The 14,557-nt window shown below is 70.4% G+C and carries 11 protein-coding genes; 3 read left to right on the forward strand and 8 right to left on the reverse strand.

The annotated features are described in order from the left end of the window. Positions 1 to 2 precede the first annotated feature (2 nt). The 5 genes from QM517_RS14830 to QM517_RS14850 all read right to left on the reverse strand — a co-directional run bounded on the left by QM517_RS14830 (position 3) and on the right by QM517_RS14850 (position 7,083). Positions 3 to 527 carry a hypothetical protein gene (locus tag QM517_RS14830; RefSeq protein ID WP_283288474.1) on the reverse strand — a complete coding sequence of 175 codons (525 nt, stop codon included), beginning with the start codon at positions 525 to 527 and terminating at the stop codon, positions 3 to 5. Between the two features lie 28 nt (positions 528 to 555). Continuing rightward, a complete protein-coding gene (locus tag QM517_RS14835; protein WP_077051071.1) occupies positions 556 to 1,863 on the reverse strand; it encodes a GAF domain-containing protein in 1,308 nt (435 codons plus the stop codon). A 211-nt stretch (positions 1,864 to 2,074) separates the two neighbouring features. Next, positions 2,075 to 3,934, reverse strand: a complete 1,860-nt coding sequence (locus tag QM517_RS14840; protein WP_283288479.1) for a M1 family aminopeptidase — start codon at positions 3,932 to 3,934, stop codon at positions 2,075 to 2,077. A gap of 64 nt (positions 3,935 to 3,998) precedes the next feature. After that, positions 3,999 to 5,426 (reverse strand): CCA tRNA nucleotidyltransferase, encoded by a 1,428-nt coding sequence (locus QM517_RS14845; RefSeq protein ID WP_077051069.1) that lies wholly within the window; start codon positions 5,424 to 5,426, stop codon positions 3,999 to 4,001. A gap of 142 nt (positions 5,427 to 5,568) precedes the next feature. After that, positions 5,569 to 7,083: a DUF7059 domain-containing protein gene (locus QM517_RS14850; RefSeq protein ID WP_283288482.1), complete on the reverse strand. Its 1,515-nt coding sequence runs from the start codon at positions 7,081 to 7,083 to the stop codon at positions 5,569 to 5,571. A 106-nt stretch (positions 7,084 to 7,189) separates the two neighbouring features. On the opposite strand from QM517_RS14850, the gene QM517_RS14855 reads away from it, so the two are divergent. The 3 genes from QM517_RS14855 (at position 7,190) to trxA (ending at position 10,785) form a co-directional block, all read left to right on the forward strand. Next, positions 7,190 to 9,319, forward strand: a complete 2,130-nt coding sequence (locus tag QM517_RS14855; protein WP_283288483.1) for a DUF6049 family protein — start codon at positions 7,190 to 7,192, stop codon at positions 9,317 to 9,319. Between the two features lie 93 nt (positions 9,320 to 9,412). Further along, a complete protein-coding gene (gene trxB, locus QM517_RS14860) occupies positions 9,413 to 10,399 on the forward strand; it encodes a thioredoxin-disulfide reductase (RefSeq protein WP_077051066.1) in 987 nt (328 codons plus the stop codon). Positions 10,400 to 10,461: 62 nt separating this feature from the next. After that, entirely contained in the window at positions 10,462 to 10,785 is a 324-nt protein-coding gene (trxA, locus tag QM517_RS14865) for a thioredoxin (protein ID WP_077051390.1), read from the forward strand. Between the two features lie 224 nt (positions 10,786 to 11,009). Here the strand turns inward: trxA and QM517_RS14870 are convergent, their stop codons facing one another. The 3 genes from QM517_RS14870 to QM517_RS14880 form a co-directional block, all read right to left on the reverse strand. Beyond that, positions 11,010 to 11,357 (reverse strand): tryptophan synthase subunit alpha, encoded by a 348-nt coding sequence (locus QM517_RS14870; protein WP_077051065.1) that lies wholly within the window; start codon positions 11,355 to 11,357, stop codon positions 11,010 to 11,012. Positions 11,358 to 11,441: 84 nt separating this feature from the next. Continuing rightward, complete coding sequence (locus QM517_RS14875) at positions 11,442 to 12,419, reverse strand: ParB/RepB/Spo0J family partition protein (protein WP_278103207.1); 978 nt, start codon at positions 12,417 to 12,419, stop codon at positions 11,442 to 11,444. After that, positions 12,419 to 13,336, reverse strand: a complete 918-nt coding sequence (locus QM517_RS14880) for a ParA family protein (protein WP_077051063.1) — start codon at positions 13,334 to 13,336, stop codon at positions 12,419 to 12,421. Before QM517_RS14880 ends, QM517_RS14875 begins: the two co-directional genes overlap by 1 nt. Positions 13,337 to 14,557: the final 1,221 nt, after the last annotated feature.

Consider the following 14,557-nt stretch of genomic DNA (forward strand, 5'->3'; position numbering starts at 1 on the left):
CTCTACGCGTCGGCGTCGACCAGCACCGACCGCAGCGGCGGGACGTTGACCTCGTGCAGGTCGACGTCGTCGAGGCGCTCGATGCTCACCACGCGCGGGGCGATCGCGCGGTCGTCGGCCACGATCCAGCTGCCGACGAGGAGGAAGCGGTCGTTGCCCGCGGTGATCGGACCCGTGACGGCGAAGGTCGCGGCCGTCGGCGTGACGAACGTGACGCGGACGGGAGTGCCGTGGGGGAGGGTCGAGGGGTCGACGACGTCGGCCGACAGGGCCGGCTCGGGCGCGGGGATGCCGAGATCGATGCGCTGGATCTCGGCGCTGGTCGTGAGGATCACATCGCCGACGAGCGGCTGCCCGCCCACGCCGATGCGGACGGCCCCCTCGATCGCGTACAGACCGTAGCGGGGCGATCGCACCAGGACGCGGGCGATGTCGCCGGCCTTGACCTCGGCGACGGCCTCGCGGATGCGCCCCACATCGCGACGGGCGCGAGCTGCCGAGAAGATGTCGAGCGTCTGTTCGTCCATGGATTCAGCGTAACCACGGGGTCCGACATCAGTCCTGTTCGAGACGCTCGATCCGCGACACGAGCCCGGCGCGCTTCGGCGACCGCGCGGGCAGCATCCCGAGGCACAGCCGCAGCACCTCGGCATCCTCCCGACCGTCGACGGTGTCGGCGTACGCGAGCAGCACGTCGATCCCCGCCTCCTCGATCAACGCCTCGCGCAGCGCCTGACGCACCGACTCCCGCACCTCGGCCACCCCCGGCGCCACCGAATCGGGCAGCACCGGCCCGCGGTAGGCGGCGAGCGCGACGCGGTGCGCCCCGCGATCGAGCAGCGACACCATCTGCTGGGCGTCGGTCTCGAGGCCTTCGGGCAGCCGGTAGGGGCGGGATGCCGGCACCAGCGCGGGCGCGAGGGGCTCGAGCACCTTCCGCAACCGCACCATCTCGGGGCGCAGCGTCTCGGTGGCGGGGTGCCCGTAGACCGCTTCGCTGAGCGCCTCGGCCGACATCCCCTCTCGGTGCACGGCGAGCAGCAGCAGGATCTCGGCGTGCCGCGCGCCGAGCTCGACCACCGTCTCGCCGGACTCGCCGGACACCTCGAGCAGCGCCCGATCCCGGCCGAGGATCCGCAGCAGCGCGCGCGTCCCGGGGGAGCGCCGCGGTCGACGCGGCGGGGGGTCCTGCTGCGCCCGGAGCCGCCCGACGAGGATCTCGCTCTCGATCGCCCGGGCCGTGGCATCCACCAGCAATTGCGCTTGCGGGGTCACGGCCTCGGGGCCTCCCGTGACGTCGATCATGCCGAGCAGCCGCCGCGTCTCGGGGTCGTGCACGGGCGCCGCGGTGCACGACCACGGCTGCACGAGACGATTGAAATGCTCCGCCCCGCGGATCTGCACCGACCGGTCGAGCCTCAGCGCCGTCCCGGGCGCGGACGTGCCCACGACGTCCTCCGACCAGTTCGCCCCGGCGATGAAACCCATGTCGCCGGTGCGCGTGCGGATGTGTCGATCACCCTCGACCCACAGCAGGCGTCCGGCGGCATCGCCCACGGCCACCACGACGCCGGAGTCCTCCGCCGACCCCGGCAGCAGCAGGGCGCGGATCATGTCCATCACCCCGGCGAGCGGGTGCGCGCGGCGATACGCCTCGAGCTCCTCGGACGCGAGATCGAGCGTCGGCAGACCCTCCGGACCCACGAGGGATGCCAGCGACCGCCGCCACGACTCCTGCACCAGCGGACGCACGTCGCTGAGCCGCCGATCCTCGTTGCCGGCGAGCAGTTCGTCGTGGGCGCGCGCGATCAGCAGCCCCGAGTTCTCGGGGGAGACGGCGGGTCGCGACCACGGCGAAGACACGGGACTCCCATCGGCGGTGACGGTGTCGTGCCCAGTGTAGGTCGCCGTGCGCGGGGTGGGCGGGTTCACAGCGGGATGCCAGGGGTCGGGCCGGGATGCCGCCCTCGGCGCTCGCACGGCGGGTTCGGGGCGTGATTCTCCGTTCGGGGCGCGGTTTGTCCCGCCCCAAACGGAAAAACGCGCCCCAAACCCGGGGTCGATGCCGCCGACCTCAGTCCGCCTTCCGGCGACGACGCGCGGCGACCAGGACGACGGCACCGCCGACCAACAGCGACAGCGCGGCGATCAGGGGCACGGTGGCCGGCTCCGCGCCGGTCGCGCTGAGGGTGTGCGGGAGCGCGGCCGACGACGGACTCGGGGTCGCGGATTGTGTCGGACTCGGGCTCGCCGGCGCGGACACGGTCACGACGAGGGATGCCGTGGTGAACGGTGCGCCGAAGAAGTCGGTGCCCGATCCGGTCAGGGTCACCGTCCCCGGCGTCGACCAGTCGGCATCCGCGATGTCCCACGTGACCGACGCGGGCGTGCCCGGTCCCGACGCGTAGTTCGGTGTGACCTCCGTGGGGAGGACGGGGGCCGTGCCGACCGTCGTCTCGGCAGTGAGCGGCTCGAACGAGACGATGTCCTCGGGGACCGCCGGCGGGGTGTCGCTCGAGATCCACTGCACGAGCGTGCGACTGAGGTCTCGGCCGGACACCTCGTTGGCGAGCGCCAGGAAGTCCTCGGTGACGACGGACGACGTCGCGTGCTCCTTCGTCCACGCCCGCATGATGCGATCGAAGCCGTCGGGGCCGACGGCGTTCATGAGGGCGCTGTAGACGTAGGAGCCGCGGACGTAGCTCTGGTTGCCGAAGAGTTGGGCGGGGTCGGTCCACCCGACGGTCGGGACCTCCCAGATGTCAGGGTCGCCGCCGGGACCGATCGCCTCAGCGGCGAGGTCGCGCGGATCGCCCTGCTCTCGCACCTCCCACGCGTAATAGGACTCGAAGAAGGACGCGCCGCCCTCGCTGAGCCAGATCTCCGACCAGGTGCGGGGACTCACCGAATTGCCGAGCCACATGTGAGTGAGCTCGTGGAGCAGCGTGGCCTCGTCGATCCCGCCGTCGAAGAACGGCCGGTCCTGCGTCTCGAGGGCGTACCCCACGCCGGCGTAGTCGTAGATGAGGCCCGTGCTCTCCCCGGGATACGGTCCGAGCTTCGTCTCGAGCCAGTCGAGCATCGAGGCGATCCGCCCGCGCATGCTCGCCACGAGAGCCTTATCCTCGTCGGACGCGTCCGCCGTGACGAACGACCACTCGGGCAGTACCCGGCCGCTCGCCAGCGTGATGGTGGAGTTCTGGATGTCGTAGTGCCCGACCGCGAGCACGAGCATCGACGTCGACAACGGCGTTCCGACGTGCCACGACCATCGCGTGCGATCGGCGCCGACGGGCTCCTGTCCGACGAGATCGCCGCTGCTCGCCACCGACAGGTCGCGAGCATCCGTCTGGGTCGGAGCGGTGACCTCGATATCGTAGGTCGCCTTGTCGCTGGGGATGTTGTTGCTCGGCAGCCACGTCATCGTGCCCACCGGCTGCCCCAGCGCGACCACGCCGCCGCTCGTCGGCATCCACCCCTCGAACGACCCGTCCGGATCCTCGTGCGTGCCCGGAGCGCCGTGGTATTCCACCGCCACCGTGAAGTCGCCGGACACCGGAGCCGCCGGTGTGACGACGAGCTTGTGCAGCGTCGCGCCCTTGTCGTCCTCGCGTGCGAAGGTCGCCGCGACCCCGTCGACGGTGACGGTGTCGACGGTCAGCCCCTCGAAGTCGAGACGGATCGTGTCGAGCGTCGCCGCGGCCGAGGCGGTGATCGTGGTGACCACCGAGATGTCGTCGTTGGCTCGGTAGTCCATCTGCACGTCGTAGTGCTCGACATCGAAGTCCGACGTTCCCACCGCGGGGAAGATGTCGGCGGCCGGGTCGATGGTGTCGGCCACTGCGGCGCCCGGCAGGACCACGGCGGTCGCGAGGATTCCGATCGTCACCGTGGTGACGCTCAGCGCACGGAATGCGGGAGAGAGGGGGGTCATGAGGATGACCCTAGACACTGGGCGTTTCCCCAGCATTTCCATGGAGGAACGCCGGGCGGCCTCCTCAGCTCCGCGCGGCCCACCATTCGCGCAGGCGCTTCTCGGCCTCGTCCTCGCCGAGCACGCCCTCGTCGAGGCGCAGGTCGAGAAGGAAGCGATACGCCTCACCGACCTCGCGGCCGGGCTTCAGGCCCAGGACTTCCTGGATGCGGTTGCCGTCGAGCTCGGGACGGATCGAATCGATCTCCTCCTGCTCGCGCAGCGCCACGATGCGCGCCTCGATGTCGTCGTAGGCGGATGCCAGACGCTGGGCCTTCCGCTTGTTGCGCGTCGTCACGTCCGCCCGCGTGAGGATGTGCAGGCGTTCCAGTTCGTCGCCGGCGTCGCGGACGTAACGGCGGACCGCGGCATCCGTCCACGCCCCCTCGGCGTAGCCGAAGAACCGCAGGTGCAACTCCACCAGGCGAGCGACGACCGTCGTGGTCGCCGCGTCGAAGCGCAGAGCCTGCAGGCGCTTGCGCGCCATGCGCGCGCCCTTGATGTCGTGGTGGTGGAACGTCACGCCGCCCCCGGATTCGAGACGCCGCGTCGCGGGCTTGCCGATGTCGTGCAGCAGCGCGGCCAGGCGCAGCGGCACGTCGGGCGCAGCGCCCGGGTGACGCTGCTTCTCGAGCGCGATCGCCTGACGCAGCACCGTGAGCGAGTGCTCGTACACGTCTTTGTGGTGATGGTGCTCATCCACCTCGAGGCGCAGCGCCGGGACCTCGGGGAGGAACTCCTCGATCAACCGCGTCTCCACGAGCACCCGGATGCCACGCACCGGGTCATCGGTCTGGAGCAGCCGCACGAGTTCGGCCTGCACGCGTTCGGGGCTCACGATCTCGAGCGTTCCGCGCAGCTCGGCGACGGCATCCAGCGTCTCGGCGTCGACCGCGAACTCGAGCTGCGAGGCGAACCGGGCTGCCCGGAGCATGCGGAGCGGGTCGTCGCCGAAGCTCACCGCGGGGTCGATCGGGGTGCGGAGACGCTGTGCGAGCAGGTCTTCGACGCCGCCGGTCGGGTCGACGAGCGTGCGCGAAGGAACGCGCAGCGCCATCGCGTTGACGGTGAAGTCGCGCCGCGTGAGGTCGGCCTCGAGGGTGTCGCCGAACTCGACCGTCGGCTTGCGGGTCACACCGTCGTAGCTGTCGGCCCGGTACGTCGTGATCTCGACCTGCTCGCCCTGCACCTTGGCGCCGATCGTCCCGAAGGCGCGGCCGACGTCCCACTGCACCGACGACACCGGCTTGACGAGCGCCAGGATCTCGTCGGGGCGCGCGTCGGTCGTGAAGTCGAGGTCGTGCGTCGTGCGGCCGAGCAGCGCATCGCGCACGGGACCGCCCACGATCGCCAGATCGCGCCCCGCGTCGGCGAACACCCGCGCGAGGGTGGCGACCACCGGATGCTCGGCGAGCTCACCGAGGCGCGCGACACCGTCGGCCATGTTCAGCATGCCTTCGAGCCTAACCGGGGGCACCGACGCGCCGGGGTCCCGTCGGCCACCTCGGCGCCGCCTCCGGGGTTGGGTGTCCAGGACACGCGGACGTCGCGCCGACGCATCGGCGTGTCTCGGACACCGAAACCGGCGAGGGGCCTCACGCGTCCGCGAACGCCAGGAATCCGGTCACCAGCAACTCCCGCACCCGCGGCAGGACGTCCGCGCGGAGCTCCGCGGCATCCACGTCCAGGAGCTGGGCGATCGCGTCGATGAGCGAACCGACCGACAGGTCGCCGTCGCACGCCCCGACCAGGGCCGCGAGCGCCGAGTCGACGTCGAGCGTGCGGGCGAAGCCGCCGCCCTGGCGCAGCTCGATCACCGACGGCGACTCCTCGCCGGGCCGGTGGTGCCGGGCCTCGGTCACGTCGGGAGCGACTTGCAGGACAGCGGATGCCAGTCCCTCATCGTCCAGGAGGGCGGCACGGTCGTGGTTCTCCAGGCACGCTGCGAGGTGCGGGCCGAACGCGGACTCGCCGCCGCCCGCGACCCGCTCGTACCGGGACAGGGTCGGTGCGCCGGCCAGCGGGCGCCGGAGCAGCACGTAGCCGAAGCCGATTCCGGTGACGCCGCGGCTCGCGAAATCGTCCAGCCACGCGCCGATGAGCCGCGCGTACTCGGGCGTGCCCGGAATGGTGCCCCCGTCCCGCACCCACAGCTCGGCGTAGGCGAGCGGGTCGAGCACCTCGCGCTCGATCACCCAGGCGTCGAGCGACGTGTCCACCCACCCGTGGACGCGATCGAGGCCGGACTCGCTCTCGCGGTACTCCCAGTTGCCGAGCGACTGCGCGACCCCGCCGGGCGCGAGGTGCGCACCGACGGAGGAGATCACCGATGCGACGAGCGCATCACCCTCGAGCCCGCCGTCGCGGTACTCGTACGCCGGCACGCCCGCGACACGCGGCGTGATCACGAACGGGGGATTGGATGCCACCCGATCGAACGTCTCCCCGTCGACCGGCTCGAAGAGCGAACCGAGCCGGGTCTCGATCCCGTCGACGTCGTTGAGCAGCGCGTTCAGGCGCGTGAACCGCAGCGCGCGCTCGGAGATGTCCGTCGCCACGACCCGCGGGACCAGCCGCCGCAGGCGGAGGGCCTGGATGCCGCAGCCGGTGCCGAGGTCGAGGGCCGAGCCTCCGCGCCACGTGAGCTGCAGCGTGGCCAGGGTCTGCGATGCCCCACCCACGCCGAGGACGTGGTCTTCGGGGAGAGGTCCGCCGAGCGCCGCTTCATCGAGGTCGCTCGCGATCCACCACTCGACGTCGCCGTCGGCGTCCGCGAACGGCTGGGGGCGGATGAGGGCCGCGGGGACGACGCGATCACCGTCGAGCGCGACCAGACCGAGGGCCTCGGCACCGTCGAGTCCGAGCCCCGGGAGAGCAGCCGCCGCGTCCTCCCGAGCGACCGGTGCACCGAGGACCCACAGACGCCCGAGGACCGCGAGCGCGTCGCGTCGGCCGCCGAGGGCCCGCTCTGCCGGTCCGCGCAGGCCTCGCGCGACGGCGTCGTCGGCTCGGACGCCCCACGCCTCGCGCAGCGCCGCGCCCGCGAACCCCGCGGTCCGCAGATCGTCGGCGAGGGCACGGCACAGGGTCGGGTCTGGTTCGGGGAGCACCGCCCCATTCAACCGTCTGCGCGAGGCTATCGGGGGGTTCCGAGGCAGGCGGACCTAGACTCGTCGCGGTGCGAGGCCCCCTCGCTCCACCGACGCTCGTATGAACGTGACCTCCCTGCCCTCGGGCTCACCCGTGCCGCGGCGCTCTCTCACGCGCCGGTTGCTGGCGACCCTCGCCGCGGCCGCCCTCGCACTCGGACTCGCGGCGCCGCTCGCCGCAACCGCGGCGACCACACCGACGCCCTCGCCGTCCGCCGGCGCCGTTGCGCCCACCCTGACCGCCGCGCCGGCCGGGAACGGCATCCTGCGTGCGGGGGAGACTCTCGCGGTCCTGACCACGCTCACGAACTCCGGGGGCGCGACCGTCTCGGCGGCCTCCGTCTCGCTGTCGATCGGTGCGACACCGCTGGCCGATGACGCCGCCCTCACGCGGTGGCTGAGCGGCGACGCGTCCGGAGTCACGCTGCAGCAGATCGCGACCGGGAACCTGGATGCCACGGCCCCGGCGGCACAGACCTCGGTGTCGTTCACGGTGCAGGGCACCGACCCGGCCCTGCTCGGCCGCGGCGCCGGCGTCTACCCCGTCCTGGCCCAGACGGGTGGGGGAGCGTCGCTGCAGGCCCCGACGGTCGTCGTCGTCCCCGCGGACGGCGCGAGCACACCGCTGGCCGTCGTCGTGCCGATCACCGCAGCCCCCCGCACCGGTGGCCTGCTCACGGCTGACGAACTGGCCGACCTGACCGCGGTCGACGGCGCGCTCTCGGCGCAGTTGGATGCCGTCGACGGTTCGGTCGCGACCCTCGCCGTCGACCCCGCGATCCCCGCCGCGATCCGGGTGCTCGGGTCATCGGCGCCTCCCACCGCAGTCGCATGGCTGAAACGCCTGCTCGCCCTCCCCAACGACCGCTTCGCGCTGCAGTTCGGCGACGCCGACCTGTCGGCGCAGATCCGCGCGGGTGTCACCACACCGCTCGCGCCGACGTCGCTGCAGTCGTACATGACGGCGTCCGACTTCACCCAGCCCGTCTCGGGGGTCACGACTCCGAGCCCCTCGGCCTCGACGGCTCCCGGACAACCCTCCTTCCCCGACCTGACGGCCCTCCTCGACATCGGATCCGCCGACCAGAACGTCTTCTGGCCCGCCACCGGCTCGGTCGACGGCTCCGTGGTGAGCGCCCTCGGGAGCCTCGGCTCGGATGCCGCGCCGACACGCATCCTCGTCGCCTCGAGCAACCTCGCGGGGGGCGCCGCCACGGCCACCGCCGCCGTGGGCGGGGTGGCGACGCCCGCCTACGACGCGGAGGTCTCCCGTGCCCTGACCGGGGCCGCCGCCGAGAACGACACGGCTCGGCGCGGTGCGGCGCTGGCCGCCGTCTCCGGTCATCTCGCCTTCGCCCGAACGGGTGCGGACGACCGCCCCGTGCTGGCCGTTCTGGACCGGGGCACCGATCGCTCGCGCGTGAGCCTGCGCGCGACGCTGGGCGCCCTGGCATCCGCCCCCGGGTACACCCCCTCGACGTTCGCCGCGATCGCGAGTGCTCCCCTGACGGACGTGTCCCTCGCCGAGGCGACTCCCGACGCCGTCCGCGCAGCGGATGTCGCCGACCTGCTCACGGACGAGGACACGATCGATCGTTTCGCGACGATCCTCGACCAGCCGGAACTGCTCACCGGACGGGAGCGGGCCGAGATCCTGCAGGTGCTGAACGTCGCCTGGACCGGGGATGCCGCCCGCACGGCCGTCGCCGCCCACCGCTCCGCGACCCAGACGACCCTGGACTCGGTCGGCATCCTGTCGTCCGACTTCCGCCTGGTGAGTTCCAGCGCGCCGCTGCGACCGTGGGTGCGCAATGATCTGCCGTGGCCCATCTCGGTGGTGCTGCGGGCGCAGCCCGACGACGTGCGCCTGCGGGTGCAGGCCGACACCCCGATCGACGCCCAGGCGTCGGCGAACACGCGCACCGAGGTCCCCGTCGAGGCCCGGATCGCGAACGGCGAGGTCAACGTCTCGATGCAGCTCTACAGCCCGACCGGCGAGCTCATCGGTGCTCGGCAGGACGTGCAGGTCGAGGTCCGCGCCGAATGGGAGAGCATCGGCCTCATCGTCTTCATCGTCCTGGTGGTGGTGTTCCTCGGCATCGGTGTCCTGCGCACCGTCAGTCGCCGCCGGCGGGCGCGCGGGGCGGAGGCCCACGTCAGCACCCCCAGCGACGCCGAACAGGTCGGCCAGGACTGAGGGTCACGACCCCGCGCCAGCCCCCGGCCCGAGGAATATTGCGGGGCTAGCATGGGTTTCATCCGGCGGAATCAACGAAGGGAACGCGCTACCGTGCGTCACGTCATCATCATCGGATCGGGTCCTGCCGGCTACACGGCCGCCATCTACGCCGCCCGAGCCAACCTCGAACCCCTCGTCGTCGCGAGCTCCGTCGAAGCCGGCGGTGACCTCATGACCACCACCGACGTCGAGAACTTCCCCGGGTTCCCTGACGGAATCCTCGGACCCGACCTCATGGCCAAGATGCAGGCGCAGGCCGAGCGTTTCGGCGCCGAGGTGCTGTACGACGACGTCGTCTCGCTCGAGCTCGACGGCCCCGTCAAGAAGGTCACGCTCGGCAGCGGCAAGGTGCACGAGGCAGCTTCGATCATCTACGCGACCGGCTCCGCCTACCGCAAGCTCGGACTCGAGGGCGAAGAGCGTCTGTCCGGCCACGGTGTCTCGTGGTGCGCGACCTGCGACGGCTTTTTCTTCCGGGAGCGGACCATCGCCGTCGTCGGCGGCGGCGACTCCGCGATGGAAGAGGCGAACTTCCTCACCAAGTTCGCTTCGAAGGTGTACATCATCCACCGCAAGGACTCGCTCCGCGCCTCGAAGATCATGCAGGAGCGCGCCTTCGCGAACCCCAAGATCGAGTTCGTCTGGAACAGCGAGGTCGCCGAGATCCTCGGTGACGAGGCCGTGAACGGTGTGCGCCTGCGCTCCACCGTCGACGGTTCGGAGCGCGACCTCGAGATCGAGGGCCTCTTCGTCGCGATCGGCAACGACCCGCGCACGCACCTCGTGCACGACAAGCTGCAGCTCACCCCCGAGGGCACGATCTGGGTCGACGGTCGCTCGTCGCGCACGTCGGTCGACGGCGTCTTCGCCGCGGGTGACGTCATCGACCCCACCTACCGTCAGGCCATCACGGCTGCCGGCAGCGGCACCGTGGCCGCGCTCGACGTGGAGCACTTCCTCGCCGCGCGCGGTGAGGCGGGCGAGCCCGCCGTCGCCGAGAGCCCCCTCGAAGGGCTCCCCGACGCCGCTGTCGTCTGAGGAATAAACCCACGCTCACCGGGGTTTCCACCGGTAACGCTTCCATCTAAGGAGAAATGCACATGACCGCCAAGGCGACGACCAGCGCGACCTTCGAGCAGGACGTCCTGCAGGCCGAGGGCCCCGTTCTCGTGGACTTCTGGGCCGAGTGGTGCGGACCGTGTCGTATGGTCAGCCCCGTTCTCGACGAGATCCAGTCCGAGAACGCCGACAAGATCACCATCGTGAAGCTCAACGTCGATGAGAACCCCGACCTCGCGATGAAGTACCAGATCACCTCGATCCCCGCGATGAAGGTCTTCGAAGGCGGCGAGGTCAAGACGACCATCATCGGCGCCAAGCCGAAGTTCGCTCTCGAGAAGGACCTCGCGGCCTACCTCGGCTGAGCCCGCTCGCAGCGATAAGCCCCCGGCACCCTCGTGGTGTCGGGGGCTTTCTCGTGGGTGACGGGATGCCGCGAGAAGACTCGCTCGATCCGGGCCGCCCTGCGGCCTCCTGGCCACCGAGCGCGCTTCCGGGGTGGCCATGGCACCAGAGCAGACTCCGGGAGCTCTCCGTGGCGTTTCAGAGCTTCGGGAGCCCGACGGCCGTACGCCGGGTCGCTGGTGGCCTAAGAGGCGTCAAGGCGCACGGACGCGTCCCAGCGACGGTGGGGTTCCTCATCGCCGAGGATGCGCCACACCGCGCGCGTGAGCGCCGGATAGTCCAGCGCGATCTGTCGCAGCACACGGTAGTTGCGGGACCGGTTCGGCCGGACGCCGCCGTTTTCAGCGATGTTCTCGGCCCGGAGGGTCAGCACGACGAGCTCATCGACGCTGGGGAGATCCTCCATGAAGTCCCAGGGGTCCTCACCGCCGCGAAGACGCTCGTGAATGAGGACGGCGAGTTCGTCCGAGGCCTCCGCGCGCAGCAGTTCGAGACTGGCGCGGCGGCGAGGGCCCTGGTCGTTCGCGGTCACCTCTCCAGCCTACGTCGGGCCTCGGACAGAGGAGCCGCTCGGGGCCGGCTCCCGGCATATGCCGAGAAGGGAATGAGCCGATGTTCAGCCAGTGTAGCCGTCTTCTCCGAGCACGGCAAGAATCCGGTTGAGGTCCTGGATCGTGGCGAAATCGATGCTGATCTGGCCTTTTCTGGCAGTGAGCGACACCTTCACCTTGGTGTCGAACCGGTCACCCAGACGCTCGGCGATGTCGTCGAGACCGGAACGACGGCTCCCGGCCTTGGGCTTTTGACGAACGGGGGCGACTCCCGGCATCTTGGCCGCGGCCTCGGCCGCCCGGACGGAGAGGTCTTCGTTCACGATCTTGTCGGCGAGCTTCTGCATCTCGCGCGGATCGTCGAGCGAGAGGATCGCGCGCGCGTGGCCTGCGCTCAAGACGCCGGCCGCGACCCGCTGCTGCACGGGGACGGGGAGCTTCAGCAAACGGATCGTGTTGCTGATCTGCGGACGCGAGCGACCGATGCGGGTGGCGAGCTCCTCCTGCGTGATGCCGAAGTCCTCGAGGAGCTGCTGGTAGGCGGATGCCTCTTCCAGCGGGTTCAGCTGCGATCGGTGCAGGTTCTCGAGCAGCGCGTCGCGGAGGAGGAACTCGTCGTCGGTCTCGCGAACGACAGCGGGGATCGAGGACAGTCCGGCCTCGCGCGACGCGCGGGTACGGCGCTCGCCCATGATGAGTTCATACGTGCCGTCGCCCTTGTCGCGGACGACCACGGGCTGCAGGACGCCGAACTCGCGAACGGAGTGGACGAGCTCAGCGAGGTCTTCCGGGTCGAAGTGCGTCCGCGGCTGACGGGGGTTGGGCACGATCGACTGCGGGTCGATGTGCACCAGCCGAGCTCCCGGGACGGCGACGAGCTCCGACGCCGTGTCATCCACGGGCTCCGTCGCCGAGGTCGTCGCCTTCGACTCCTCGGTCTTCGTGCCGCCGGGGAAGAAGACGTCGACCGGGCGGGCCTCCGACGACTCGGCGGTGGGGATGAGGGCGCCGATTCCGCGGCCCAGTCCGGTTCTCTTGGCCATCAGTCTTCCTTCGTGGTGGTATCGCGTGCGACGATTTCGACCGCGGCTTCGCGGTAGGCGATCGCGCCCGCCGAGTGGCCATCGTAGGCGATGACCGTTTGTCCGAAGCTCGGCGCCTCCGACACGCGCACAGAGCGGGGGATCACCGTGTCGAGCACCTCATCCGAGAAGTGCTGACGCACCTCATCCGCGACCTGCTGTGCGAGGCGCGTTCGACCGTCGTACATGGTCAACAGGATCGTCGACACGTGAAGGGCGGGGTTCAGATGCTTCTGGATCATCTGGACGCTGCCGAGTAGCTGGCTCAGACCCTCGAGCGCGTAGTACTCGCACTGGATGGGGATGAGGACCTCATCCGCCGCCGTGAACGCGTTGATGGTCAGGAGCCCGAGAGACGGCGGGCAGTCGATGATCACGAAGTCGAGGTGGTTACCGGCATCTGCAAGGTAATCACGCAGCGCCCCGCGAAGCCGATGCTCACGCGCCACCTGGGAGACCAATTCGATCTCGGCCCCGGCGAGGTGGATCGTGCTCGGAGCGCAGAGGAGGTTCGGCGACTCCGGGCTGGTCTGGATGATGTCGGCCAGCGGGAACTCGTCGATCAGCACGTCGTAGATGCTCGCCGTGTCCGCGTTGTGGGGCACACCGAGTGCGGTCGACGCGTTGCCTTGAGGGTCGAGGTCGATGACGAGAACCTTGGCGCCCAGCGAGGCGAGGGCAGCCGAGATGTTGACTGCTGTGGTCGTCTTACCGACGCCACCCTTCTGGTTCGACACCGTGAATACGCGGGTTCGCCCCGACAACTTCACCTCGACTGCCTCCAGCGCTCGGCGCCGAGCCGAGAGATCCGCGAGCTCACGTGCAATAGGGGAGTCCTCGAAGGAGGTCGAGCCGGACGACTCGCCGGATTGTTTCACGTGAAACGCGCTCCTTCATCTCCGGGGACAACATCCTCAGTCTACGTGGGCACACCGACCGTGCGCAGGCGCGTGTCGGGAATCGCGGGGTGAATCCGGGTCATCTCCAGCGCGGGTGCCCGCAGAGGATCGCGGATTGTCGTCCACGAGGAGACGAACGCACAGCTTCCCGGACACACTCGGTCCCGTCGCAGCATCTGCTGTCTACGAGCACGGCGTTCTGATGTCGTCGATCGGGCGTGCGGGGAGAGCCCGTCTACTCGCTCGTTCGGTCGTGGAGAGCTGCCGTGCGCACGGACGGGCGCGGACGCTTCGTCATCGCGCCAAATGTGGATGTTTCACGTGAAACGTTGCGATTGCCGAGCGCATGAGCGTCGGTGCTCCTGCGTGGCTATGTGGCTTCTACACCCTGTGCTGCACCTACGTGGTCGTGGCGTTCGAATGAGTGGTGTTTACTCTCAGCCGGCTCTGGTCATCAAGGGCAGCCCCCGTTCGCCCCACCACAGCCGGTCGTCACGGCTCGCACGCCAGGGGCATGTCGGTACGCCCTTCAGGATCGACTTCGCGCGCACGGACCCGCGCTCTCCACCGCCCCCGGACCCCATCGGCCCTCCGCGACAGCCCGCACCGCCGGAGTGTCGCCCACGACGCCGCAACCGTGGGCGCTTTTCGAAGCCCGCGTCCGACGTCTTGCTCGCCACACCGTGTGAAGCGATCTCCCAATGCGCCTCATCACCGACGATCTCCGTCACGCTGGGATCCGGTGACAATCGAGCTCGCGTCTGCGCTCCGGAGGCGCATCTGGCCTGGCCGCGCAATGCGGGCTCGATGTTTCACGTGGAACATCTCGGGTTGGCGCCAACAGTCAATGAGTGTCCAGGCCGTCACACCGCGACTGCTCGGGCCCTGTGTGCCGCCGCACCTCGCGTCGCGCCGTCTGCCACGGCACCACGTCCATCCGTGTGCCGCCCCCCCCCCCCCCGCCGCACCGCCTGGGTCTGTGAACCGCATCTGCGCAGGCCAAGCGCCGATGCCAGCCCCCGGAGATGCGTGGGACAGCGACGACTGGGGAGTCCCGACACCCACGCAGCTGTGCGGTGCACTCCATGGACGAGGCTGGTCGATCAGACCACGTCCGGCGCCGTAGCCGCCGTCACCCACACGGCGGCCGCGCACAGCACCGCACCCCGAGACGCGAAACAGCCGCTTGGCCGCGCGCGC

Source organism: Microbacterium sp. IEGM 1404 (genome assembly GCF_030056775.1).
Lineage (GTDB): Bacteria > Actinomycetota > Actinomycetes > Actinomycetales > Microbacteriaceae > Microbacterium.

Bases quoted from the DNA above. Each gene is read 5' to 3' on its own strand.
- QM517_RS14830 (WP_283288474.1), bottom strand. From the start codon at position 527: ATGGACGAACAGACGCTCGACATCTTCTCGGCAGCTCGCGCCCGTCGC.
- QM517_RS14840 (WP_283288479.1), bottom strand. From the start codon at position 3,934: ATGACCCCCCTCTCTCCCGCATTCCGTGCGCTGAGCGTCACCACGGTG.
- QM517_RS14845 (WP_077051069.1), bottom strand. From the start codon at position 5,426: ATGCTGAACATGGCCGACGGTGTCGCGCGCCTCGGTGAGCTCGCCGAG.
- trxA (WP_077051390.1), top strand. From the start codon at position 10,462: ATGACCGCCAAGGCGACGACCAGCGCGACCTTCGAGCAGGACGTCCTG.
- QM517_RS14875 (WP_278103207.1), bottom strand. From the start codon at position 12,419: ATGGCCAAGAGAACCGGACTGGGCCGCGGAATCGGCGCCCTCATCCCC.